This window comes from Longimicrobium sp., assembly GCF_036399255.1.
Classification (GTDB): domain Bacteria; phylum Gemmatimonadota; class Gemmatimonadetes; order Longimicrobiales; family Longimicrobiaceae; genus Longimicrobium.
The window spans coordinates 1-23,015 of record NZ_DASWNM010000123.1 but is presented as its reverse complement, the minus strand read 5'-3'; the positions used below and the strand labels follow the sequence as shown (position 1 = coordinate 23,015).

The window sequence follows — 23,015 nt, the reverse complement described above, 5'->3', positions numbered from 1 at the left end:
GGGTTAGAACCCGGGAAATGCCAGAAGCCCCGCCCTGAGCGCGCCGCGCTAGCCCGGCGGGGCTTCAACAACATCCGCACTCGCCGACCGCCGAAGGGTCACCTCGGAGGCAGCCCACGCGAGCAGGTGAAGCCCTGTTTTGTGAGGAACGAGCAAAGACGGGGCTTATGGCCGTCCCAGCCGCGGGCTTTAGCCCGTGGCGCCCCGGCCCGTGGCGCTTTTAGCCCGTGGCGGGGTCCCGCCCCTCCGCCGCGATGGCGGAGCGGAGCGCAACGGGGGTGATGTCGAGGTGCGCCAGCGCGCGAAAGGGCACGCCCTGCGGCGATTGCAGCACGCCCATCAGCAGCAGCCCCGTCCCCACCTCGCGCGCCCCGGCAATGCGGGCCTCGCGCATGGCGAACTCGATGGAGCCCTTGGTGTCGTCCGCGAACGGCAGCACGGGCGCGCGAATGCCCCACGGTCGCGGCGGCGCGGCGCGCTCGATGCGGGCCTTGATGTCGTCCGGTGCAAAGCCCAGGCGGGTCAGCGCGCGCGACGGTACGCTCGCGGGATCCGCCAGCAGCGCCAGCAGCAGGTGCTCGGCGTGCACGGCGCTGGAGTTGGCGCGCTGGGCCTGCGCCGTCGCGTCGCCCAGCGCGTCGCGCGCGGCGTCGTCGAACGGCAGGTCCGGCGGGCGCGGCGGCGGAACGTTCAGCTTGTTGCGCCTGAAGAGCACGTCGCAGTCTCCGGTCTGGCAGGGTCCATCCATCGTAGCCCGGCACGTGCAGCCGGGCCCGCTGACCCGGAACGTAACGCGCATCCATCCATCGTGTCCACGCAGCCGCCCAACACCACCCTGACGGAGCGCGGGGGAGCGCGCGTCGCCGTGCACCCCGACGCGCGCGCCGCCTCCGCCGCCATCGCCGAGAGCTTCGCGGCGCAGGCCACCGAGGCGGTGCGGGCGCGCGGGCAGTTCAGCGTGGCGCTGACGGGGGGCAGCGGGCCTGTGCGGGCGTACCGGCTGCTGGCGGAGGAGCCGTTGCGGTCGCGGATTCCGTGGGAGGGCGTGCACCTGTTCTGGGGCGACGAGCGGTGCGTGCCGCCCGGCCACGCGCGCAGCAACTTCCGCATGGCCAGCGAGGCCTTCATCGCCCGCGTGCCGATCCCGCCGGAGAACGTGCACCGCATGCGCGGCGAGCTGCCTCCCCCGCGCGGCGCCAGGGCGTACGCGGAGGAGCTGGCGGCGTTCTTCGGCGCCGGCGTGCCGCGGTTCGATCTCATCCACCTGGGTGTGGGGCCGGACGGGCACGTGGCGTCGCTCTTCCCCTTCACCCCGCCGCTGCGGGAGCGCGACCGCACCGTCACCACCAACCTGCACCTTCCGCTGGGCGAGCCGCGCATCACCCTCACCCTGCCGGTGCTGAACGCGGCCGCGCGCATCGAGCTTCCGGTGCTGGGCGCCGACAAGTCCGCGATCGCGTGGGCGGTGCTGCGCGGCCCCATCGACCCGTTTCGCTATCCCGCCCAGCTCCTGCGTCCGATGGATGGGGAGATGGCCTGGATGGTGGATGCCGCCGCGGCGGGCCGGCTGATCGGGTGAGGGGGATGGCGGCGGCAAGACGACTGCTCGGCGGATAAAATCGAGCGGCGGTGCGCACCCTGCGCACCGCCGCTCCGTTGCATCTGCCGCGGATCAGGATCGATCCGGCGCCGGTCAGTTGCGGTCGCCGATGTCCAGCGCCTCGAAGGCGGCCCGGTGCTGGGTGAAGAACCGGATGTTGTCCTTCAGCACCCCGGGGGCCATGTCGTTCAGCGCCTGCTCGCCGCCCATCTGCACCATCACCGATCCAATGGTCGCCTGCACCATGGCCATGATGAAGGTGATGTACTCGCGGCTGCTCATCCCGGCCCCGTTGATGGCGTTCTTGATGCGCGGCTCGCTGTCCATCGCCGCGGCGATGTCGGCGATGTTCATGTCCTCGGGGTCCTCGGACTCGAAGCGATCCTCAATGTCGAACTCCTCGCCCTCCAGCTGCTTGAGCGCGTTGGTGGCGCGCACGAACTTGTCCAGGCTGGCGGTGGTGAGCCGGTAGTTGGCCACCGCCGGGTCGCTGAAGATCGCGGGCATGTCCTGGCCGGGCTGCGCCGACGCCTGCGACACGTCCGCCGACACGGCGGCAAGGGAAAGGCCGGCCAGCGCCAGCACACGGGCAAACACGCGCGGAAGGCGCACGGAGAACGCAGCGTTCATCGGAAAAGCTCCTGCGGAGGATGGATGAGGTCAGTGGGGCCAGCGGACGGGGCGGTCACGTAAAGTAAGCGGGTGACGCATCCGCGGCTACGGGCGCGGAGAGTGATACGGGGGATCGCCGCCAGAGTTTCAGCGTCGCTTCCGGCTCATCCTCCGCACACACGCGCGGCCCGCCCCAGTTGATTGGACGAGCCGCTTGTCACGAGCAGATTCGGATTACCGGTCCGCCGCCGGAACGGTGTAGCGCAGGACGGCCGGCTCGGGATCGTGGCGCACGGCGTAGATGTTCTGCCCGTCGTCCGAAACCGCGATCCCCAGGACCGGCTGATCCAGCGGGAGCACGCGCTGCCGAAGTTGGCGAGCCTCGTGCAGCCCCCGATCGGGCGAGTACGTTACGGGAGCGGCCGCCGAGAGGGTCACGACTGAGAAGAGGGCGAGACAATGCAAGGGCTTCAGCATGAGGTCACCGCATCGAGGAGGAGGGTGGCTGGAGGCGTGGATCAGGGAACGTCCAGCACCACCCGGTACCGCTGACCGGGTAGGAAATCGACGGGCTGTTGATCGACTACCCGGTCGCCCCGGCTGGCGGTGACTACCGCGCGCGTGCCACCAGACGGATCGAAGCTGAAGTCTGCCTGACGCTCGCCCGCGATCTCCCGTGGAGGGGTGCACTGCGTGGGGCCGCAGACAGAGACGGAAACGGGCGCGTACGAAGGATTGAGAACGGTCACCCTGACGGCGGGCCCCGAGGACAGGTCTCCGCCCTTTCCGCCCAACGCACATCCCGAAGCTACGCCGGTCCAGGCCACGGCCAGCATTGGTCGTGAGATCAGTCTCGCCATGGCGCGACACTCCTTTTGAAGCAGAACGTTTGACCATGAATGTATCGACGAATTTCATCGCGCAAGCCTTTTGACCAAAGGAGCGCTTGGCAGTGTGTCCTGGGGGGAGGATTTGGCCGGGAAAAGAAAGCGCGCGGCCCCATCGGGACCGCGCGCTTCGTTTACTCGGCTCTGCGGGGTGCGCTACTGCAGCACCGGCAGGCCCCCCGGCACCCTGCCGTCCAGCCCCGCGCCCAGCGGCACCTTGATGCACGCGGCGAAGTGGCCGCCGCCCTTGTCGGCCAGGGGCGGAACGATCTGCGCGCAGTCCGCGTCCTTGAGCGGATGGTGGCAGCGCGGGTGGAACGGGCAGCCGGGCGGCGGGTTGGCCGGCGAGGGCACGTCGCCCTGCAGCATGATGCGCTCGCGCCGGATCCGCGGGTCGGGGATGGGCACCGCCGAGAGCAGCGCCTGCGTGTACGGCATCAGCGGGTTGCGGTACAGCTCGTCGCTTTCCGCCAGCTCCACGATGCGCCCCAGGTACATCACCGCCACCCGGTCGCTGATGTGCTCCACCACCGACAGGTCGTGGGCGATGAACAGGTAGCTCAGCCCGAACTGCGTCTGCAGGTCCTGCAGCAGGTTGATGACCTGCGCCTGCACCGACACGTCCAGCGCCGACACCGGCTCGTCGCACACGATGAGCTCCGGCTCCACCGCCAGCGCCCGCGCGATCCCCAGGCGCTGGCGCTGCCCGCCGCTGAACTCGTGCGGGTAGCGGATGGCGTGCTCCGGCCGCAGCCCCACGATGCGCAGCAGCTCGGCGATGCGGTCCTTTGCCTTCTGCCCCGTGGCGATCTTGTGGATGGCCAGCACCTCGCGCAGCATGTCCGCGATGGTCATGCGCGGGTTCAGCGAGCTGTACGGGTCCTGAAAGACGATCTGCACCCGGCGCCGCATGCGCCGCAGCTCGTCCTTGCTCATGTCGAAGATGTTGCGCCCGTCGAACTCGGCCGAGCCCGCCGTGGGCTCGATGAGCTTGAGGATGGCGCGCCCCGTGGTGCTCTTGCCGCACCCCGACTCGCCCACCATCCCCAGCGTCTCGCCCTTGCCCAGGAAGAACGACACGCCGTCCACCGCCTTGACGTCGCCCACGTGGCTGTTGAAGAAGCCCTTCTTGATGGGGAAGTACTTCTTGAGCCCGCGCACCACCAGCAGCGAGCCCGGCGGCGGCTCCATGTCGTCCGGCGTCTGCCCGCGCAGGTCGCTGTCGCCCTTGGCGGGCGGCAGGGGCACGTCGCGCTCGCCCGGGTCCGCGTGCACCGCGCGCCCCACGGCGCCCACCTGCTCCGGGTCCGCGCCCGCGCGCTCCACCCCGGCGCCGATCAGCGGCTCCGCGCCCGCGTGCGGACGCTCGCCGCCGCTGCGCTGCCCGTCGGCCGCGCCGTGCCCGCCCGCGGGGGTGCGCCCCTCCGGCGTGTTCGGCATCAGGCCACCCCCTCTCCGCCGGCGTCCACCCCGGGCGCCAGGTCCGGGTCGCCGGCCAGCGGCGTGGCCGCCCCCGTCCCCGTCAGCGCGCCCTGCGGCGTAAAGCCGCCCGTCTCGCGCCGCACCTCTTCGCGCCGCTCGGGATACTTCACCAGCCAGCACTTGTTCTTGCGCCCCGGCCCGATGTCGAACAGCGGCGGCGCCTCCTTCTCCGTCTTTTCCCAGCCGTACGGGCAGCGGTCGTGAAAGCGGCACCCCACCGGCCAGTTCAGCGGCGAAGGCACCACGCCCGGGATCACCGCCAGCCGCGTCTTCTCGCCGCCCAGCTTGGGCATGGAGCGCAGCAGCCCTTCGGTGTACGGGTTCTGCGGGTTGTGGAAGACGTCGTCCACGGGCCCCTCCTCGAACACCTGCCCCGCGTACATCACGATCACCCGGTCACAGGTCTCGGCCACCACCCCCAGGTCGTGGGTGATGAGGATGATGGACATCCCCAGCTCCGACTGCAGCTTGTTCAGCAACTCCAGGATCTGCGCCTGGATGGTCACGTCCAGCGCCGTCGTGGGCTCGTCGGCGATGAGCAGCTTGGGGTCGCAGGCCAGCGCCATGGCGATCATCACGCGCTGGCGCATGCCGCCGGAAAGCTGGTGCGGGTACTCGTCCACCCGCTGGTGCGGGATGGGAATGCCCACCAGCTGCAGCATCTCGATGGCCCGGTCGCGCGCCTGCTTCTTGTTGAGCCCCTGGTGCAGCCGCAGCGACTCGACGATCTGGTCGCCCACGGTGAACACGGGGTTCAGCGAGGTCATGGGCTCCTGGAAGATCATGGCGATGTCGTTGCCGCGGATCTGCCGCATCCGCGCTTCGGTGGCCTGCGCCAGGTCTTCCATCTCGCCGCCGCCGCCGCGAAACAGGATGCGCGAGCCCTCCTGGATCTTCCCCGGCGGCTGGGGGATCAGGCGCATCACCGACAGCGAGGTGACGGACTTGCCGCTCCCCGACTCGCCCACGATGCCCAGCGTTTCGCCGGGGTTCACGTGGAACGACACGCCGTCCACCGCGCGCGCCACACCGCCGTCGGTGGTGAACCAGGTGCGCAGGTTCTCCACCTGCAGAATGGGCCCGCCCGCCGCGTCGCGGCTCGCCGCCCCCGAGATGTCCCGTTCCTTCAAATCAGCCCCCATTCCCTGAATACCACCATTGGATCCGGCATGGGGCTGCTCCACAGCCAGCGCGGATCAATCCAGAATTGCGGCAGCACAGTGCTGGTGAGCCGCGGCGGGTTCCCTTCCGCGGCAACCAGGCCGTAGCGCCGCTGTTCGTCCAGCCGGTACAGCTCCACTGTCTCTCGCAACGGATCGACGATCCAGTACTCCGCGACCTCCGCCTGCTCGTATTCGCGGAACTTCTGCTTGCGGTCACGCTCCCGGCTTTCTGGGCTCACGATCTCGATGGCGAGGTCTACCGCGCCCTGGACGTGGCTGGGCGTCAGCCGGTTCGCGTGCTCGGTTTTCAGAAAGAGCAGGTCAGGCACTCGTGCCACCCGGCCGATGCGCATGGCGACCTGCGATGAGCGAACGATCCCGGCGCCCGTGCTAACCACCAGTACACGCAGCAGCGTGATCAGAAAGTCCGAAATGTCCGCATGCCGATCCGACGTCGGGCTCATCTCCTCCACCTTCCCGTCCACCCACTCCGCACGAACGCCGTCGTACGAGGCCAGAAAGTCCTCGAAGCTGATCCAGTCCGGCTTGTGCTCCAGTTGCGCGATCATCGTGCTCGCCTCGCTCATGCCGCGGCTCCCCGCAGCAGTCCCCACTCCCGAAGTACCGTTCCGATGGTGGGAGAGGGTTCCTCCAGCAGCCATTCCGTCCTGAGCCAGAGGCCCGGGAAAACCTCGCTCTCCAGCACCCCGGAGCTCCCGTCGCACGCCGTCTCGTAGCTCCCATCGCTCGTCAGGCGGCAGACCTCCACCCACTTCTGCTCCGGATCGATCATCCAGTACTCGGGCACGCCGCCGAGCGCGTACTCCGCCCGCATCTGCAGGTCCCGCTCCCGCGTGGCATCGCTCAGGATCTCGAACACCACGTCCGCGGGTCCGTCGACGTACGTGGAGCGCACGCGCTTCTGGTAATGCTCATGCGTGAGGCACAGGTACTCCACTTCCCGGCCAGGACCGCCGGCAACGGCGCGCATCTGGAAGTTGAACAGCGAATACCCTGCGTCGTGCGCATCGAGCCAGCACTGCACCGTCGACATCAGGAGGCCCAGCAGCTGCTGGTGCCGGCCCGGCTGCCCTCCCTTCAGCACCACCTGCCCGTCGATCCAGTCCCCGTGCACTTCGCGCGGCAGCGTGAGGAACTCCTCGTAGCTCATCCGCAGGTCGGGATACAGCGCCAGCACGTCCGCCATCACGCCGGTGTCGACCAGCGGAACCCCGTCCGGCGTCTGCGGAATCCAGACACCGGGCGCGGCCCGCGCTACGCAGTCGTCCAGCGTGCCCCAGAGCATCTCACGTCCGCAGGCGCGGGTCCAGCGCGTCGCGCAGGCCGTCGCCCAGCAGGTTGAACGCCACCACCGTCAGCACGATGGCCAGGCCCGGGAAGGTGGCGATCCACCACGCCTGCGTCAGCGCGTCGCGGCCGTCCGACACCATGTTCCCCCAGCTGGGGGTGGGCGGCTGCACCCCAAGGCCCAGGAAGGAGAGCGACGCCTCCGTGAGGATGGTGAGGCCGATGCCCAGCGTGGCCGACACGATCACCGGCGCCATCGTATTCGGGATCACGTGCCGCACGATGATGCGCCAGTCGCCCATTCCCAGCGCCCGTGCGGCCTGCACGAACTCGCGCTCGCGCAGGCTCAGCACTTCGCCGCGGACGATGCGCGACGTTCCCATCCACCCCGTCAGCCCCAGCACCACCACCACCAGCCAGATGCTCTGGTTCTCGAACACCGCGATCACCACGATGAGCAGCACCAGGCGCGGGAAGGCCAGCATCATGTCGGTGAAGCGCATGAGCACCGAATCCACCCACCCGCCGAAGTAGCCGGCCAGCGCCCCGATCAGCGTGCCCAGCGTAACGCTGATCCCCACCGCCACGAAGCCGATGGAAAGCGAGATGCGGGCGCCGTACAGCACGCGGCTGAAGATGTCGCGCCCGAACTTGTCGGTGCCCATCAGGTGCTCGGCGCTGGGCGGCAGGTAGCGCGAGGTGATGATGTCGCCCTGCGCGGCCGGGTCGAACGGCGCGATGAGCGGGGTGACCAGGGTGATGACGTACAGCAGGATCATCACCAGCAGCCCCGCGATGGCCAGCCGGTTCTTCTTGAAGTGCCGCGCCGCGATGGCCCACTGGCTGTCGCCCCGCACCCGGCCGCGGGCCAGGTGCGCGGGGCTCACCGAGCGCCAGGTCCAGCGCAGCAGCACGGCGCCCAGCGCCAGCAGCGTGGCCAGGGCGATGTAGATGTCCACCCCCACCCGCCGCATCCCGGGGATCCCCTGGATCTTGGCCCACGACAGGTAGACGATGGAGAACAGGAACCCCCACGCCAGCGCCAGCATCACGATGCGCGCCCATGCGGCGCCCCCGGCGCGGACGGGCGCGCCGCCGCCCTGGGGCATGGCGGGCGGCATGGGCTCGGGCGGAACGGACTCTACGTCAGGAGAAGCGCGCACCATTGTCTACTCGTTCCGGATGCGGGGGTCGACCACGGCGTACAGCACGTCCGACAGCAGATTGCCGAAGACCACGATGGCCGCGATGACGAAGCTGGTGGCCATCACCAGCGGGTAGTCGCGGGCCAGGATGGCCTCCACGATGGTGCGCCCCATCCCCGGCCAGGCGAAGATCGTCTCCACCAGCACCGCGCCCGAAAGCAGGAAGGGCAGGTACAGCCCCAGCAGGGTGATGATGGGGATGAGCGCGTTGCGCAGCGCGTGCTTGAAGATCACCGTGCGCTCCGACAGCCCCTTTGCCCGGGCCGTGCGGATGAAGTCCTGGTGGATGACCTCGAGCATGGCGCCCCGCATGTACCGCGCGACGCCCGCCGCCGAGCCGATGCCCAGCGCCACCGCGGGAAGGAACAGGTGGCGCGCCCGGTCCAGCAGCTTGCCCCCCGCGCCCATGTACTCGTACTCGATCCCCGTCATCCCCGAGGCGGGGAACTGGAGGGGCCACCCTTCCTGTCCCGCCCGCAGCGAGAAGATCAGGATGAGCATCAGGGCGAACCAGAAGCTGGGCATCGAGTAGAAGAACAGCGCCAAGAAGGTGAGCACGTTGTCGGCCAGGCTGTACTGCCGCACCGCCTGCACGATGCCGATGAGCATGCCCACCACGAAGATCACCACCAGCGAGATCAGCGTGAGCTGCAGCGTGTTCCACAGCACCACGGGAAGGATCTCGTTGATGGGGCGCATCTGCCCGAACGAGTAGCCGAAGTCGCCCCGCACGAAGGACCAGAGCCAGCGGCCGTACTGCACGTGCAGCGGCTTGTCGAGCCCCAGGTTGCGGCGCATCTGCTCGATGACCTCGGGGCTCACGTTGGGATTGCTGAAAATCCGGTCCGTGGGGTCGCCCGGGGCCAGGTGCATCACGAAGAAGATGAGCGTCAGGATCCCCAGGAGCAGGGGAATGGCGCCCAGGAGCCGCCGCAGCAGGTAGCCGATCATCTCACCGTCCCGTGTCCCTCTGTGCCGTGTCGGCCCGGGCGCCCCCCGCGGGCCCGCCGGTTACCCACCACTCCCAGGCGTTCTGGTACGCGCCGTAGGTGTCCACGTCCACCCCGCGCAGCCGGCTGCTGCGGCCGGTGACCGGGTCGTAGTAGTAGAGCCAGGTGTAGGGCTGGTCCTGCACGATCCGCTCCGCGGCGGCGCGCCACAGCGGGTTGGCCAGCGCGGCGGTGGGCTGCGCCTCGGCCTGGGCCATCAGCCGGGTGACCTCGGGGTTGCGGTAGTCCACCACGTTGAGCAGGCTCTTTTCGCCCCAGATGCCGGTAAAGTTGGGGGTCAGCTCCACCCCCCAGCTGCCCAGCGCGGCCTGGTAGTCGCGCTCGCGGATCATCTTTTCCTGGAAGGTGCCCAGGTCGTACTGCTGCAGCCGCACGTCCACGCCCACGTCGCGCCACATGCGCTGCAGGATCTGCGACACGTCGGCCCGGCGCTGGTTGCCGGTGTTGGTGATCAGCGTAAAGCGGAAGGGCTTTCCGTCCTTTTCGCGGATGCCGTCGCCGTCGGTGTCGCGCCACCCCTTCCCCTCCAGGATCCGCTTTGCCCCCGCCGAGTCGAACGCCAGCGGCCGCATGCGCTGCGGGTCGTACAGTTCCTTGAACAGGGGCGAGTACGGCCCGGCGGCCACGGTGGTGTAGTCGTCCATCCGCAGCTGCCGGATCATCCCCGGCACGTCCATCGCCATTCCCAGCGCCCGGCGGATCTCGGGATCGGCGAACTGCGGCACGGTGCGCGGGTTGTAGGCGATGAACTCCCAGAACCGGTCCTGCTCGCGGTCGAATTGCAGGTCCGGTGCCCGCTGGCGCAGCAGGGGGACCTGGTCGAAGGGAACGGAGCGGGCAAAGTGCACCGTTCCGTTCTGCAGCTCCACCAGCCGGGTGGTGATGTCGGGGATCACCCGGAACACGATGCGGTCCAGCCGCGGCTTCACGCTGAAGTGCGGGTTGGGGACCAGGGTGAACTCCTGCCCCGGCCGCTGCGACCCCACCCTGAAGGGCCCGCTCACCGGCAGCGTCTCGGGGCGGGTGACCGTAGTGTGCGTGCGCAGCGCGGGGGGCGCCACCCCCTCGTGGGCGTGGCGCGGCGCGATCATCATCCCCGAGTCGAACAGCATCTCGGGGTAGCGGCGCTTGAAGTGAAAGGTGACCACGGAGTCGTTCTCGGCCACCACCGAGTCGATGTCGGCCACGTTGGACTGGCGCGGCGAGGTGGCCGTGGTGTCGGCGTACATCCGGTAGGTCCACACCACGTCGTGCGCGGTGATGGGCCGCCCGTCGGACCACCTGAGGCCGCTGCGCATGCGGTAGCGCAGCGCCGTGCTGTCGGCGCCCGTGTACTCGTAGTTCCACGCCAGCGCCATGGGCGACTGGTCGCTGAGCAGGTAGTGCAGCCGCCCGTCCTTCCAGTCGCCGCGGGTCAGGGACATGAACATGATGTCCATGAGCCCCTCGTCCACGCCGCCCTCGAAGAACAGGGGGTGGGCCAGGGAGATGTCGCTCAGCTCGGCCACCACGGCGGTGCCGCCCTGGCGCGGCGTGTCGGCGTCCGCGGCCTTGCCGGCCGGGCGCTCGCCGCCGCCGCGGTCGCCGTCGCCGCAGGCGGCCAGCGCCAGCAGCGCCAGCACGCCCATGCGGCGGCGGGCCGCCCCCTTCTCCCATCCCCGTGCGTTCATCCGGTCCGTCCGTGTGTCAGCGGTTGCGCATGTTGGGATTCAGGTACCACTGCCGCGCGTTCACCCAGTCGCCGCGCGCGTCGGGGTTCACGTTGCGCAGGCGCTCGTGCACGCCCTCCAGGCGCTGCGTGAAGTACAGAATGGTGTACGGCTGGTCCTGCGCGATCTGGCGCTGGTACTGGTTCCACACCGGCCGCGAGGCGTTGCGGTCCACGATGGTGGGAAGGGTGTCCAGCAGCCGGTCCGTCTGCGGGTTGCAGTACGACACCCACTGGTAGGGCTCGTCGCGCTTGTCGCAGTGGAACAGGTTGGCGTCGTCGATGCGGAACTCCGTCACCCAGGCGATGAGCACGGCGTCGTAGTCGCGGTTCTCCACGTCCTGGATCTTGTCGAGCATGCTTCCCCACTCCATCAGCTGGGTGCGCACGTCGATGCCCAGCTTTCGCAGCTGGCTCTGCACGATGACGATGATGTCCTCGCGCTCGCGGTTCCCCTGGTTGGTGATGATGGTGAACCGGAACGGCTGCCCCTTCGCGTTCTCGAGGATGCCGTCGCCGTTGCGGTCCTGCCACCCGGCCTCCGCCAGCAGCCGCTTGGCCCCGGCCGTGTCGTGCTTGAGCTCGGCGCCCGCCGTGGCGTCGTGGTTCCAGAAGATGGGCGGAATGGTGGTGTTGCCCAGCGACCCGTAGCCGCGCCGCACCGCCCGCACGATCCCCTCGCGGTCCAGCCCCATGGTGAGCGCCCGCCGCACCCGCGCGTCCTGGAACATCTCGCGCTTCTCGTTCCATCCCACCATCAGGAACTGGCGGTCGGGAAAGGAGACGATGCGCGCCACGGGCGAGGCCTCGATCTCCTGCGCCTGGTCGGCCGTGGGGGCGATGTAGTAGTCCAGGTTTCCCCGCAGCAGCTCGGCCATGAGCGTCGTCGGCTCGGGGATGATGCGGTACACCAGCCGGTCGGCGTACGGGCGCCCGCCCAGCTCCCTGGGGAAGTTCTCGTTGGCGGCGAACACCCAGCGCTGCCCCGGCAGGTGCTCCACGAACTTGAACGGCCCGTTGCCCAGCGGGCTTTTGGTGCCGAACGGGTGCGTCTTCATGGCCGAGGGCGCCGTTCCCTCCAGCACGTGCCGGGGTACGGGGGCAAAGGAGCGCCACGGGTCCATGAAGTCGGCGTGCGGCCGCATGCCGATCTTGACCGTGAACGAGTCCACCACCGTGGCGTCGGCGTAGTGCGTCCAGAAGGCGGTGTTGGGGAACAGCGTCTCCGGGTTGCGGGCCATGTCGTACGAGTACTTCACGTCGTACGCCGTCGTCTTCTTTCCGTCGTGCCAGAAGACATCGTTGCGCAGGTGAAAGGTGAGCTCGCTGGTGTCGGCGTTCACCTCCCACGAGCGGGCCAGCCAGGGCACCGGCTCGAACTTCTCGTCGTAGGTGATCAGCGGCATGAACAGCACGAACTGCTGCACCTGGTTGCCCGTGTGGTCCGAGCTGGTGAGCGGGTTCATGTCGGGGATGGCCCCGATGGAGCCCAGCACGATGGTGCCGCCGTAGCGCTGCGCCTCGGGAACGTCCGGCTCGTTGGCGGCGCGCTTCTGCGCGCCCCCCTTGGCGGGGGCGTCGCCGCCGCCGCCGCAGGCGGCCAGCAGGGAGAGCGCCAGCAGGGAAAGGTGCCTGATCCTCATGACTGAAATCCGGGTGCATCAGGGGGTCGGCGGACGGCCGGCGGCGGTCCGTAAAAACACGCGAAACGAGCCCCGCCGGGCGGGGCCCATCCCACGATGTACCTGCCTGCCGCGGCGCCGGTTCCGTCTGCCGCTACCGCTTCTGCGGAATCCACCAGTCCCGGATGTTTACGATCTTGCTGCGCGCGTCGGTCTCGACGTTGCGCGGGCGCGGGCCCACGCCGGCCATGTCCTCGAACCAGTACAGGAAGGTGATGGGCTGGTCCTGGTGCAGGACCTGGCTGTACTGCGCCCAGATCCCCCTGGCCTGCGCGGCGTCGGTGGTGCGCAGCCCCTGCTCCATCAGCGCGTCCGCCCGCGGGTTGCAGTAGCCGGTGCGGTTGGCCGAGTTGGCGACCTTGGCCTGCGCGCAGCTGAAGAGCGGCGACGGATCGACCTTGAACGTGTCCAGCGTCCAGTTGGCGAGCACCGCGTCGTACTCGCGCGCCTTGTAGCGCTGCAGCATGGACTGGAACTCCTGCGGCTGGATCTGCACGTCGACCCCCACCTGCCGCAGCTGCTGCTGAACGACCTGCGCGATGTCGGCGTGCAGGCGGTTGCTGGAGTTGATGGTGAGCGTAAAGCGCAGGGGCTGCCCGCCCTTTTCCAGGATCCCGTCGCCGTTGGCGTCGGCGAAGCCGGCCTGCTGAAGGAGCGCCTTGGCCCCGTTGGGATCGTACGCCAGCGGCGCCAGCTCGGTGTACATGGGGCTCCACGGCGGGATCATCCCGCTGGCCGGCACGCCGAAGCCCTGCAGCAGGCCGTCGATGACCTGCTGCCGGTTGATCCCCATGGTCATCGCCCGGCGCACCCGCGCGTCGGCGAAGAGCGGGCGCGTGTTGTTCCAGGCGAAGAAGGTGAACTCGCGCGACGGGTAGTGGCGCAGCTCCACCGAGTTCTGGTTCTTGATCTGCGCGGCCTGGTCCGGCAGCAGGGTGTAGCCGATCATGTCGGCGGTGCCGTTGATGAGCTCCGTGACCATGGTGGTAGCCTCGGGTGTCACGCGGAACACCACGCGGTCCAGGTTGGGGCGCCCGCCCAGCGCGGCGGGAAAGTTGGGGTTGGCCTCGAAGGTGGCCGACTGGTTGGCGCGCCACTCCTTGAAGAGGAACGGCCCGCTTCCCACGGGCTGCCGGTTGTACGGGTGCCGCCCCAGCTCGGCGGCGGGCACGCTGCCCAGCAGGTGCTTCGGCAGCGGCGGCCACCAGAACCCGTCCAGCGCCTGCGCGTGCGGCGCGACGAAGGAGAAGCGCACCGTGTGCGGATCGACCACCGTGGCGTCCTTTACCATGTTCATGTACGCGGAGCCCAGCAGCGACGCGGTGGCCGGGTCCTTGGCCATGTCGAAGGTGAACTTCACGTCCTCGGCGGTGACGGGCTTGCCGTCGTGCCACATGACGTCGCGGCGCAGAAAGAAGGTGACGGCGCTGTCCGTAAGCTCCCACCGCTCGGCCAGCCAGGGGACGGGCTGCAGCTTGGCGTCGTACTGGATGAGGGGGGTGAACAGCATGTGCTTGACCACGTCGTCGGTGGTCAGGTGCGTGTTGGTGACGGGGTTGAAGGCCTGGAAGTCGGCCAGCATGTCGATGGCGACGGTGCCCCCCTCCACCGGGGTGCCGCCCTTCTCTCCGGCCTTGCCGCGGTCCGCCGCGCCCCCGCCGTCTCCCCCGCCGCAGGCGGCGAGCCCCGCGGCACAGACGGCCGTCAGCAGGCGCCTGGCGATGGATGCGTTCATTCCTCCCCCTCCCCAATGGTCGGTGCGTAGCCGCCGGCGCAGAACCGCCGGCCCCCAGGGCGCGCCTAACGATGCCAAGTCCATGCCGGGTCTTCGTACCGCGCCCGGCGGGCCTTCGCGCGCGCCGCTTCCTCCCCCGTCATCTCCCCCCGCTCCAGCACGCCGCCCACCACTTCCGTCCATCCCTCCGCCAGCGCATCCACCAGCGCGTCCCACCCCGGCTCGCGCCCCAGCAGCGCCGCCAGCGTGGCGGGCGGCTCGGCCGTCGAGGGGGCGAAGCCGGGGAGCATGAGCCCCGGCACGGCGGACTGGTCGTCGTGGAGGGGGAGCGAGCCGTGCTGCAGCATCACCCCGTCCTCGCGCCGCTGCGCGCTCCCCACCAGCTTGCGGCCGCCGGCGGTGACCTCGCCCTCCACGGGCTGCTCGAAGCAGGGGGCCAGCGAGGGGAGCGGCGCGCGCTCCGTCCCCGCGGGCTGCAGCCGCGCATCCACCCCCAGGCGGCGCAGGCCGGCGACCAGGGCGCGGTTGATGGCGGCGTACGCCTGCCGCGGCGTGCCGAGCTCGTCATCCCGCGCGGCGACGGAATAGGTAAGCTCGCGGTGGTGGAGCACGGCGCGCCCGCCGGTGGGGCGGCGCACGACGCCGATCCCACGGCGGCCGATCTCGTCGCGGTCGTACCCGTCGGACGGCTGGTTGCGGCCCAGCGACAGGCAGGGCGGATTCCAGCGGTAGACGCGCAGCACGGGCGCGCCGCCCTGGCGGACGGAATCGGCCAGCGCCTCGTCGACCGCCATGTTCCAGGCACCCGGCGCGGGCGGCGTGTCGATCAGGCGCCAGCGCGTGGGCTCGTCCGGCGTTTGTGGCTGCATGTGTGCCGAGATTAGAGCGTGGACCGTGCGCGCGTCAAGGCGGACGAGGGTTGGGGGATTGGAAGCACCTGCCCGGGAGCCGGTTCAGCGCCACCCGCGGCGCCCCCTCCGCTCGCCTGGGCTCGCACCTCCCCCGAAACTGCCGGGGGAGGTTGGGTAGCCGAGCGCGGTGGTTCGGCGGCACGTGCACCGCGCTGGCAATTTCCGAGCAGCCAGGCGGCGCCCCGGGTTTCGTCCACGGTCTGAACAAGACTCTTGCGCGCGGTGCCAATACGTATTAGCTAATACGTATCATCATGCGAACCCACCGGCCCGACTCCACCCGCCCCGCGACGACGCACGACGTAGCCCGACGGGCGGGCGTCTCTCAGGCGACCGTGTCGCTGGTGCTGGGGGGGAACCCGCGGGCCCGGGTGTCGGCGCAGACGCGGGAGCGGGTGGTGCGGGCGGCGGGGGAGCTGGGATACCGGCCCAACATCCTGGCCCGCGGGCTGGTGCAGCGAAAGTCGTACGCCATCGGGGTGATGGTGCCGGACCTGAGCAACCCGTTCTTCCTGGACGTGGTGACGGGCGTGCAGCGGGTGGCGGCCGAGGCGGGGTACGCGGTGCTCCCCGGCGACGTGCGCGAGGTTCCGCCCCAGCGGCACCTGGACGCGCTGCGGGCCCGGCAGGTGGACGGGATCATCCTGGACGGGTTCGGCGCGCTGGCGCTGCAGGAGGGCGCGCTCGACGACGTGAAGGTGGTGCTGGTGGACGAGCCGTCGGAGCGGTGGCCGGGCGTGGCCAGCGACGCGCTGGGCGCCGGCCGGCTGGCGGCGGAGCACCTGCTGTCGCTGGGGCACACGCGGCTGGCCTTTGCGGGCCCCGCCACGGACGTGCACGGGCTGCGGATGCGGGAGCGCGGGTTCTTCCAGGCGCTGCGCGAGGCGGGGATCGCGCTGCCCTCCGAGCGGCTGCGGCGCGTGCCGCCCACGGTGACCGGCGGGCTGCAGGCCATGCGGTCGCTGCTGGCCCTCCCTTCTGCCCAGCGCCCCACCGCCTGCTTCTGCGCGGTGGACCTGCTGGCGGCGGGGGCGCTCAAGGCCTGCCTGACGGCCGGGGTAGCGGTGCCGGGGGAGATGTCGATCGTGGGCTGCGACGACGTGGAGCTGGCCCGCGTGCTCACCCCCGAGCTGACCACCATCCGCGTCCCCGCCCGCGAGCTGGGCGCCCGCGCCGCCCGCCTGCTGCTGAAGCAGCTGGAGGACGATACGTGGGTTCCGAGGCCTGGAAAGCCCCTGCCGGTGAAGCTGGTGGTGCGGGGGACGTCGGGAAGAGCAGGGAATAGGGAATAGGGAATAGGGAATAGGGGACAGGTTACAGCCAGCAACGGGGGGTGCTTCGGCTGGGATTGTCCCGGGCGGGTGAACCCGCGGCTGGAAAAGCGGGAAGCGCCGCAAACGGCGCGGGGCTGCGCTTCGTCTGGGTTCGCGGAAGCGCCCCGCAGGTTTTTGTGAAGTTTAAACCTCTCCCGCTTGCGGGAGAGGGTGCGAGCCTGAGCGAGCGGGTGAGGGCCCCCGCCGACGCAGACGGATCCCGGTTGGTTTCCGACTTTCGCACTCACGCACTCACGCACTTTCGCACTTTCGCACTTTCGCACTCACGCACTCACGCACTCACGCACTCACGCACTCACGCACTCACGCACTCACGCACTGTGTCCCGTCACGCCGTCATCACCGGAACCGGCAGCTACGTCCCCGAGCGGGTCGTCACCAACGCGGAACTCAGCGCCGCGCTGGGTGAGGACGTGGACGACTTCGTCCGCAACACGCTGGGAATCGGCGAGCGGCGCTGGTGCGCGGACGACCAGTCCACCGCGGACCTGGCGGAGCAGGCGGCGCGGCGGGCGATGGAGGACGCGGGGATCGGCGCGGGCGACGTGGACCTTCTCATCGTCTCCACCGACACGCCGGAGTACGTGTCGCCGTCGACGGCGTCGGTGCTGCACGGGCGGCTGGGGATGCGGGCGGACGCGGGCACCTTCGACGTAAACAGCGCCTGCGCCGGGTTCGCCACGGCGCTGGACGTGGCGTGGAAGTACCTGCGCGCGGACGAGCGATATCAGCGCGTCCTCGTCGTGGCGGTCTACGCGATGAGCAAGTTCCTGGACAAGGCGGACAAGAAGACGGTGACCATCTTCGCGGACGGGGCGGGGGCGATCGTGCTCGAAGCATCGGAGCAGGAGGGGATCCTGGCTTCGGAGCTGGCGGCGGACGGGTCGTTCAGCGACGGGATGGGCGTGTTCGCCGGCGGCACGGCGGAGCCCATCGACCCCGACGTGCTGCGGAGCGGAGTACGCAACCGGCTGCGCTTCGTCCGCAAGTATCCCAAAGAGGTCAACGAGGAAGGCTGGCCCCGCATCGTCCGCTCGGTGTTGGACAGAGTGGGGTCCAAGGTGGAGGACGTGGACCTGTGGCTTTGGACGCAGGTGAACCGATCCACCATCGTGGAGGTGATGGGCCGCCTGGGTGAGCCGATGGACAAGGCGCACACGGTGATGGGCAAGTGGGGATATACGGGATCCGCCTGCCTGCCGATGGCGCTGGACGACGCCGCGCGCGCCGGGCGCCTGCACCCCGGCGACCTGGTGGTCCTCACCGGCTCGGGCGCGGGGCTGTCGATGGGGTGCGTGGCGCTGCGCTGGACGCGGAACGGATCTCCCGGCTCCGCCCACGGTTCTCGTGAGGGGGCGGGGGAGGGGAACGGGCATGGCTGATACGGCCGTCTCCATCTTCCTGGAGCGCGTCCGCGCGGACGGCGACCGGCCGGCGCTGCGCCTGCTGGCCGCCGGCGGCGCCGCGCGCGACGAGACGCTGACCTGGCGCGAATGGGCCGGCCTTTCCCGCTCGTTCGCGGCGGCGCTGGTGGCCGCGGGGCTGCGCCCGGGCGAGCACGTGGCGGTCCTGGCCGGCAACGGCGTGGAGTGGCCGGTGGCGGACCTGGGGGTGATGATGGCGGGCGGCGTGTCCGTGGGCGTCTATCCCACCAGCGCGCCGGGGCAGGTGCGGCAGGTGCTGGCGGACTGCGGCGCGGTGGCGGTCGTCGTGGACACCGACGCGCAGCTGGAGAAGGTGCGTGCGGTGCGCCACGAGCTGCCGCACCTGCGCATCGTGGTCGCCACGCAGGCGGACGGCGAGATGGACGTGCTGTCGTGGGCGGAGTGGATCGCCTCGGGCTCGTCGGCGCTGGCGGCGCTGCCGGAGATCGGGCACGAGCTGGCGGAGCGGACGCACGGCGCGCGGGCGGACGACGCCGCCATCCTCATCTACACCTCCGGCAGCACGGGCGAGCCCAAGGGCGCCACGCTCTCGCACCGCTACGTGCTGGCCTCGGCCGCCTCCATTCGCGACACGCTGGGATTTCGCCACGGCGACACCGCCCTCTCGTTCCTCCCCTTCTGCCACGCCGCGGAACGCATCTTCGGCCTGCACACCCGCATCCTCGTCGGGATGGAGGCGGGGCTGGTGGCGGACCACGGGCGCATGTGGGAGGCCGCGCGCGACTTTCGCCCGACGATCTTTGGCGGACTGCCGCGCTTTTACGAAAAGGCGGCGGACGCGCTGCGGCGCGAGCAGGCCGCGGCGGTGGACGGGGAGCGCGTCCAGTGGGAGCGCACGCTGTTCCTGGGCCGCGAGCGCTCGCGCCTGCGCCGCGCGGGCGAGTCCGTGCCGGCGGAGCTGGAGCGCGAGTGGGCGCAGATCGGCGCGTCGCTGCTGGAGCGGGCGCGGGGGATGTTCGGCGGCCACATGCGGCTCGCGACCAGCGGCGGCGCCACGCTGCCGCTGCACGTGGCCGAGTACCTGGACGCGCTGGGGGTGACGGTGCTGGGCGGATACGGCCTTACCGAGCACCTGTGCGCCGCCTTCAACCGCCCCGACGCCTACGCGCTGGACAACGCCGGCCCGCCCATGGTGGGGACGGAGATGCGCGTCGCGGAGGACGGCGAGATCCTCATCCGCCGCGGCGCCCTGACCTTCAGCGGCTACCACGGGCGGCCGGCGGAGACGCGCGGCGCGTTCACGGCTGACGGCACGTGGCTGCGCACGGGTGACCTGGGATCGCTGGGCGACGACGGGGCGCTGCGGGTGCAGGGGCGCAAGAAGGAGCTGATCGCGCTGAGCAGCGGCAAGAAGGTCGCGCCGCTCCCCATCGAGGCCGCGCTGGCGGGCGACCCGTGGATTCACCAGGCCATGCTGTACGGCGAGGGGCGGCACTTCGTATCGGCCCTGATCGTCCCCGCGCGGCCGGCGCTGGAGGCGTGGGCTGGCGAGCACGCGGCGGATCCGGACGATCCCTCCGTGGCCGACGACCCGCGGCTGTACCGGTCCATCCAGGCGGCGGTGGACCGCGTGAACGCGGGGCTGTCGAACCCGGAGCGGGTGCGGCGGTTCGCCATCCTCCCCCTGCCGTTCGACGGCGACGACCTGACCCCCACCCTCAAGCTGCGCCGCACGGTCATCGCCGAGCGGCACCGCGACCGGCTGGACGCCCTTTACCAGGAACACTGATGGCGCGACGCAACTCTCTCCTGGCCCTGTTCCTGGGGACGCTGGCCTGCGCGGCGGCGTACGCATCCGCCTTTCTTCCCGGTGATCCGCCGGGGTGGTCGCCCTGGGCGCTGGGAATCGGCACGGCGACCGTGATGGTGGCCGCGTCGGCGCTGGGCGCGGCGCGGGCCGACACGGGGATCGGCCGGCTGAAGCTGCCCTTTGCCCTGGTGTTCCTGATCGTGGCGGGTGGGTTCGCGGCGGTGCTGATGATGCCCGCGCCCGACGCGGCGAACCCGCAGCTGTTCCTGGGGCTGCCGGCCGGCGCGGCCATCGTGCTGCTGGGGATCGGCATTCTGCCGCTGCTGGTGCTTCCCATCGCCTACGCCCTGACCTTCGAGGACATGACGCTGAGCGAAGCGGACCTGGCGCGCGTCCGCGAGGCCGCCCGCGCCTGGCAGGCCGCGCAGCAGCCGGCGTCCGCACATCCCATCGTGACCGCGAAGCCGGAGCCGGCGGAGGTGGTGGCGTGATGGCGCTGGGGATGATGCAGACCGGCGAGCTGCCGCGCCTGGCCCAGCCGACGATCATCGCGGTGGCGGTCGTCTACTTCGTCATCGTGGGCGCCATCGGGTGGTGGGCCACGCGGCAGACCAGGACGGCGAACGACTTCTTCGTCGCGGGCGAGGGGATCGGGCTGGCGGCGCTCACGCTGGCGGCCATGAGCGCCACGCTCAGCGGGTTCGCCTTCATCGGCGGGCCGGCGCTGGTCTACACGGCGGGGCTGGGGGCCATGTTCCTCATCCTTCCCGCCTCGGTGACGTCGTCCATGACCAGCTGGGCGCTGGCCAAGCGGATGCGGCTGCTGGGCGAGGTGCGCGGGCTGATCACCGTCCCCGACGCCATCGGGGCGCGGTACCGCTCGCCCGCGGCGCAGGGGCTTTCGGCGGTCGCCATCCTGATCGCCGTCATCGGCTACATGGCCACCAACATCCTGGCGCTGGGCCTCGTCATCGACGCCATCTTCGGCACGGGGCTCACCTGGGGCGTGTGGATCGGGATGGCCATCGTGCTGGGCTACTCGGTGGCGGGCGGCATTCTCGCGGGCGTCTACACGGACATGTTCCAGGGGTCGCTGATGGCGGTGGCGTCCGTCCTCGTCTTCATCTACACGCTCAAGGTGGGCGGCGGGATGGGCGCCATCTCGCGGACCATCCTGGAGAACGACGCGGCGTTCATGGGCCCGTTCGGCAAGATGGGCGCGGTGGCGGCGCTGTCGCTGTTCTTCGTGTTCGGTGTGGGCTCGATGGGGCAGCCGCACGTGATCCACAAGTTCTACATGCTGCGTGACCCGCGAAAGCTGAAGTGGTACCCGCTGCTGGTGACCGCGGCGCTGCTGGTGACCATGCTCCTCTACTTTGGCGTGGGCGTGGCGGTCAAGGCGCTGGTGGCGGGCGGGCAGATGCAGCCGCTGGCCAACCCGGACGACGCGACGCCGTTCTTTCTGCTGCGCTACACCCCCGTGCTGCTGGCCGGCCTCGTCTTCAGCGGCGTGGCGGCGGCCATCATGAGCACCGTGAACAGCTTCATGAACATCGGCGCCGCGGCCATCACCCACGACATTCCCGTGGCGCTGGGGCGGCGGGTGGAGAACGAGCTGCGCTGGGGGCGCATCAGCACGGTGGTCATCTCCATCGCGGCCGGGTTCCTGGCGCTGCTGCCGGGCGCGCTGGTGGCGTTCCTGGGAATCTTTGGCTGGGGGCTGTTCGCCAGCACGCTGGTGCCCGCGCTCGCCATCGGCCTGAACTGGGAGGGCGCCACCAGGGAAGGCGCCATCGCCTCCATCAGCACCGGCCTGGTGATCACGCTGTTCTTCGAGACGCTGTCGTACTTCAACGCCTACAAGTTCCCCACGGGCGTCACGGTGAGCGGCCTGTCGCTGGTGCTGTCGATCCTGGTCTTCTTCGTCGTCTCGTGGATGACCCGCGCCCGCGCCGCGGCGCAGCTGGACGGCGACGTGAAGCTGGTGATGTCGGTGTGAGGAAGGGGCTTCGGCTCTTCACGCGCCCGGCCGCTGCTACGTATTAGCAAACGCGGCAGTTCGCGCTGAAACGTAAGCCAAATCCCGGAATCTCAGGCACTTGAGCCCAGGTGCTCGGAACTCGGCACTTCGCACTCGGCACTTCCACACGGCGACGGATGACACAGGCGCAGATCGAAGTCGGCCAGTCGGCGGAGTTCACCAAAACCGTCACCGAGACGGACGTGGTGCTGTTCGCGGGGATCACGGGCGACCTGAACCCGGCGCACGTGGACCAGGTGTGGGCCGAGGCCAGCCGCTTTGGAGGGCGCATCGCGCACGGGATGCTGTCGGCGTCGTTCATCAGCACCGTGCTGGCGATGAAGCTGCCCGGGCCCGGCACCATCTACCTGTCGCAGACCCTGTCCTTTACCGGCCCGGTAAAGATCGGCGACACGGTGACGGCGCGGGTGGAGGTGGTGGAGCTGATGCCCAAGCGCACCGTGCGCCTGGCGACCACCGTCCACACGCACGACGGCACCCTGGTGATCGAAGGCGAAGCCGTGGTCCGCGCGCCGAAGGGGCGCGTCCCCGACGACCCTGAGCCCGCGGCCTGACGCGATCCCGACGGTTCGGCGCGAGGGGCGGGCGCCCCCTCCGGGCTCGCATTACTCGCCCACCTTCCCCAAAACTGCTGGGGGAGGTTGGGGTGGGGGCTGGCGTTGGGGCGCTTCGGCAGGGCTGGCGCGGAGGGTGAGCCGCCCCCCTCCCGGCCCTCCCCCGCAAACCGCGCGGGGGAGGGTGGTGCGAGACGAAGGTGGGGAGCGAGGTCGAAGTTCGGCACGGGCAGCGGGGCGCTTCGGCAGGGCTGGGCGCGATCGGCGGGCGCCCCCTCCGGGCTCGCATTACTCGCCCACCTCCCCAAAACTGCTGGGGGAGGTTGGGGTGGGGGCTGGCGGTGGAGCGCCTCGGCAGGGCTGGCGCGAGAGGGTGAGCCGCCCCCCCTCCCCGGCCCTCCCCCGCAAACCGCGCGGGGGAGGGTGACGCGAGACGAAGGTTGGGGAGCGACGCCGAAGTTCGGCACGGGCCTGCGGGGCGCTTCGGCAGGGCTGGGCGCGAGGGGCGGGCGCCCCCTCCGGGCTCGCATGACTCGCCCACCTCCCCCAAAACTGCTGGGGGAGGTTGGGGTCGGGGGCTGGCGGTGG

The 23,015-nt window shown here is 70.4% G+C and carries 20 protein-coding genes; 7 read left to right on the top strand and 13 right to left on the bottom strand.

Going from position 1 to position 23,015, the window contains the following annotated elements; genetic code table 11:
- Positions 1-220: 220 nt before the first annotated feature.
- Positions 221-715 carry a Clp protease N-terminal domain-containing protein gene (locus VGC13_RS22950; RefSeq protein ID WP_331127634.1) on the bottom strand — a complete coding sequence of 165 codons (495 nt, stop codon included), beginning with the start codon at positions 713-715 and terminating at the stop codon, positions 221-223.
- A gap of 93 nt (positions 716-808) precedes the next feature.
- Between VGC13_RS22950 and pgl the strand changes: the two genes are divergently transcribed.
- Complete coding sequence (pgl, locus tag VGC13_RS22945; protein WP_331127633.1) at positions 809-1,579, top strand: 6-phosphogluconolactonase; 771 nt, start codon at positions 809-811, stop codon at positions 1,577-1,579.
- A 114-nt stretch (positions 1,580-1,693) separates the two neighbouring features.
- On the opposite strand, the gene VGC13_RS22940 is transcribed toward pgl, so the two are convergent.
- The 12 genes from VGC13_RS22940 to VGC13_RS22885 all read right to left on the bottom strand — a co-directional run bounded on the left by VGC13_RS22940 (position 1,694) and on the right by VGC13_RS22885 (position 15,261).
- Positions 1,694-2,230, bottom strand: a complete 537-nt coding sequence (locus VGC13_RS22940; RefSeq protein WP_331127632.1) for a hypothetical protein — start codon at positions 2,228-2,230, stop codon at positions 1,694-1,696.
- A 216-nt stretch (positions 2,231-2,446) separates the two neighbouring features.
- Positions 2,447-2,572 (bottom strand): hypothetical protein, encoded by a 126-nt coding sequence (locus VGC13_RS22935; RefSeq protein ID WP_331127631.1) that lies wholly within the window; start codon positions 2,570-2,572, stop codon positions 2,447-2,449.
- Between the two features lie 683 nt (positions 2,573-3,255).
- Complete coding sequence (locus VGC13_RS22930) at positions 3,256-4,290, bottom strand: dipeptide ABC transporter ATP-binding protein (RefSeq protein ID WP_349264254.1); 1,035 nt, start codon at positions 4,288-4,290, stop codon at positions 3,256-3,258.
- 248 nt (positions 4,291-4,538) lie between these two features.
- Positions 4,539-5,711, bottom strand: coding sequence for an ABC transporter ATP-binding protein (locus VGC13_RS22925; RefSeq protein ID WP_331127629.1), 1,173 nt, complete (start codon positions 5,709-5,711; stop codon positions 4,539-4,541).
- Positions 5,708-6,331 (bottom strand): Uma2 family endonuclease, encoded by a 624-nt coding sequence (locus VGC13_RS22920; RefSeq protein WP_331127628.1) that lies wholly within the window; start codon positions 6,329-6,331, stop codon positions 5,708-5,710. Before VGC13_RS22920 ends, VGC13_RS22925 begins: the two co-directional genes overlap by 4 nt.
- Positions 6,328-7,050 (bottom strand): Uma2 family endonuclease, encoded by a 723-nt coding sequence (locus tag VGC13_RS22915; protein ID WP_331127627.1) that lies wholly within the window; start codon positions 7,048-7,050, stop codon positions 6,328-6,330. The genes VGC13_RS22920 and VGC13_RS22915 overlap by 4 nt, the downstream gene beginning before the upstream one ends.
- Before the next feature lies 1 nt (position 7,051).
- On the bottom strand, positions 7,052-8,215 hold the full coding sequence (gene opp4C / locus VGC13_RS22910; protein WP_331127626.1) for an oligopeptide ABC transporter permease: 1,164 nt from the start codon (positions 8,213-8,215) through the stop codon (positions 7,052-7,054).
- A 6-nt stretch (positions 8,216-8,221) separates the two neighbouring features.
- On the bottom strand, positions 8,222-9,208 hold the full coding sequence (locus VGC13_RS22905) for an ABC transporter permease (RefSeq protein ID WP_331127625.1): 987 nt from the start codon (positions 9,206-9,208) through the stop codon (positions 8,222-8,224).
- A 1-nt stretch (position 9,209) separates the two neighbouring features.
- Positions 9,210-10,937 (bottom strand): ABC transporter substrate-binding protein, encoded by a 1,728-nt coding sequence (locus tag VGC13_RS22900; RefSeq protein WP_331127624.1) that lies wholly within the window; start codon positions 10,935-10,937, stop codon positions 9,210-9,212.
- Positions 10,938-10,953: 16 nt separating this feature from the next.
- On the bottom strand, positions 10,954-12,618 hold the full coding sequence (locus VGC13_RS22895; RefSeq protein WP_331127623.1) for an ABC transporter substrate-binding protein: 1,665 nt from the start codon (positions 12,616-12,618) through the stop codon (positions 10,954-10,956).
- 133 nt (positions 12,619-12,751) lie between these two features.
- A complete protein-coding gene (locus tag VGC13_RS22890) occupies positions 12,752-14,392 on the bottom strand; it encodes an ABC transporter substrate-binding protein (RefSeq protein WP_331127622.1) in 1,641 nt (546 codons plus the stop codon).
- 65 nt (positions 14,393-14,457) lie between these two features.
- Positions 14,458-15,261 carry a lipoate--protein ligase family protein gene (locus VGC13_RS22885; RefSeq protein WP_331127621.1) on the bottom strand — a complete coding sequence of 268 codons (804 nt, stop codon included), beginning with the start codon at positions 15,259-15,261 and terminating at the stop codon, positions 14,458-14,460.
- Positions 15,262-15,557: 296 nt separating this feature from the next.
- Between VGC13_RS22885 and VGC13_RS22880 the strand changes: the two genes are divergently transcribed.
- The 6 genes from VGC13_RS22880 (at position 15,558) to VGC13_RS22855 (ending at position 22,427) form a co-directional block, all read left to right on the top strand.
- Positions 15,558-16,595, top strand: coding sequence for a LacI family DNA-binding transcriptional regulator (locus VGC13_RS22880; RefSeq protein ID WP_331127620.1), 1,038 nt, complete (start codon positions 15,558-15,560; stop codon positions 16,593-16,595).
- 362 nt (positions 16,596-16,957) lie between these two features.
- A complete protein-coding gene (locus VGC13_RS22875) occupies positions 16,958-18,019 on the top strand; it encodes a ketoacyl-ACP synthase III (RefSeq protein ID WP_331127619.1) in 1,062 nt (353 codons plus the stop codon).
- Positions 18,012-19,811 (top strand): AMP-dependent synthetase/ligase, encoded by a 1,800-nt coding sequence (locus VGC13_RS22870; RefSeq protein WP_331127618.1) that lies wholly within the window; start codon positions 18,012-18,014, stop codon positions 19,809-19,811. The genes VGC13_RS22875 and VGC13_RS22870 overlap by 8 nt, the downstream gene beginning before the upstream one ends.
- On the top strand, positions 19,811-20,323 hold the full coding sequence (locus VGC13_RS22865) for a hypothetical protein (protein WP_331127617.1): 513 nt from the start codon (positions 19,811-19,813) through the stop codon (positions 20,321-20,323). The genes VGC13_RS22870 and VGC13_RS22865 overlap by 1 nt, the downstream gene beginning before the upstream one ends.
- A complete protein-coding gene (locus VGC13_RS22860; RefSeq protein WP_331127616.1) occupies positions 20,323-21,831 on the top strand; it encodes a sodium/proline symporter in 1,509 nt (502 codons plus the stop codon). Before VGC13_RS22865 ends, VGC13_RS22860 begins: the two co-directional genes overlap by 1 nt.
- 158 nt (positions 21,832-21,989) lie before the next feature.
- Entirely contained in the window at positions 21,990-22,427 is a 438-nt protein-coding gene (locus tag VGC13_RS22855) for a MaoC family dehydratase (RefSeq protein WP_331127615.1), read from the top strand.
- Positions 22,428-23,015 lie beyond the last annotated feature (588 nt).

Coding starts and splice junctions, on each gene's coding strand:
- VGC13_RS22940 (WP_331127632.1), bottom strand. CDS start 2,230: ATGAACGCTGCGTTCTCCGTGCGCCTTCCGCGCGTGTTTGCCCGTGTG.
- VGC13_RS22930 (WP_349264254.1), bottom strand. CDS start 4,290: ATGGAGCCGCCGCCGGGCTCGCTGCTGGTGGTGCGCGGGCTCAAGAAG.
- VGC13_RS22920 (WP_331127628.1), bottom strand. CDS start 6,331: ATGAGCGAGGCGAGCACGATGATCGCGCAACTGGAGCACAAGCCGGAC.
- VGC13_RS22915 (WP_331127627.1), bottom strand. CDS start 7,050: ATGCTCTGGGGCACGCTGGACGACTGCGTAGCGCGGGCCGCGCCCGGT.
- VGC13_RS22905 (WP_331127625.1), bottom strand. CDS start 9,208: ATGATCGGCTACCTGCTGCGGCGGCTCCTGGGCGCCATTCCCCTGCTC.
- VGC13_RS22900 (WP_331127624.1), bottom strand. CDS start 10,937: ATGAACGCACGGGGATGGGAGAAGGGGGCGGCCCGCCGCCGCATGGGC.
- VGC13_RS22895 (WP_331127623.1), bottom strand. CDS start 12,618: ATGAGGATCAGGCACCTTTCCCTGCTGGCGCTCTCCCTGCTGGCCGCC.
- VGC13_RS22890 (WP_331127622.1), bottom strand. CDS start 14,392: ATGAACGCATCCATCGCCAGGCGCCTGCTGACGGCCGTCTGTGCCGCG.
- VGC13_RS22885 (WP_331127621.1), bottom strand. CDS start 15,261: ATGCAGCCACAAACGCCGGACGAGCCCACGCGCTGGCGCCTGATCGAC.
- VGC13_RS22880 (WP_331127620.1), top strand. CDS start 15,558: ATGCGAACCCACCGGCCCGACTCCACCCGCCCCGCGACGACGCACGAC.
- VGC13_RS22870 (WP_331127618.1), top strand. CDS start 18,012: ATGGCTGATACGGCCGTCTCCATCTTCCTGGAGCGCGTCCGCGCGGAC.
- VGC13_RS22865 (WP_331127617.1), top strand. CDS start 19,811: ATGGCGCGACGCAACTCTCTCCTGGCCCTGTTCCTGGGGACGCTGGCC.
- VGC13_RS22860 (WP_331127616.1), top strand. CDS start 20,323: ATGGCGCTGGGGATGATGCAGACCGGCGAGCTGCCGCGCCTGGCCCAG.
- VGC13_RS22855 (WP_331127615.1), top strand. CDS start 21,990: ATGACACAGGCGCAGATCGAAGTCGGCCAGTCGGCGGAGTTCACCAAA.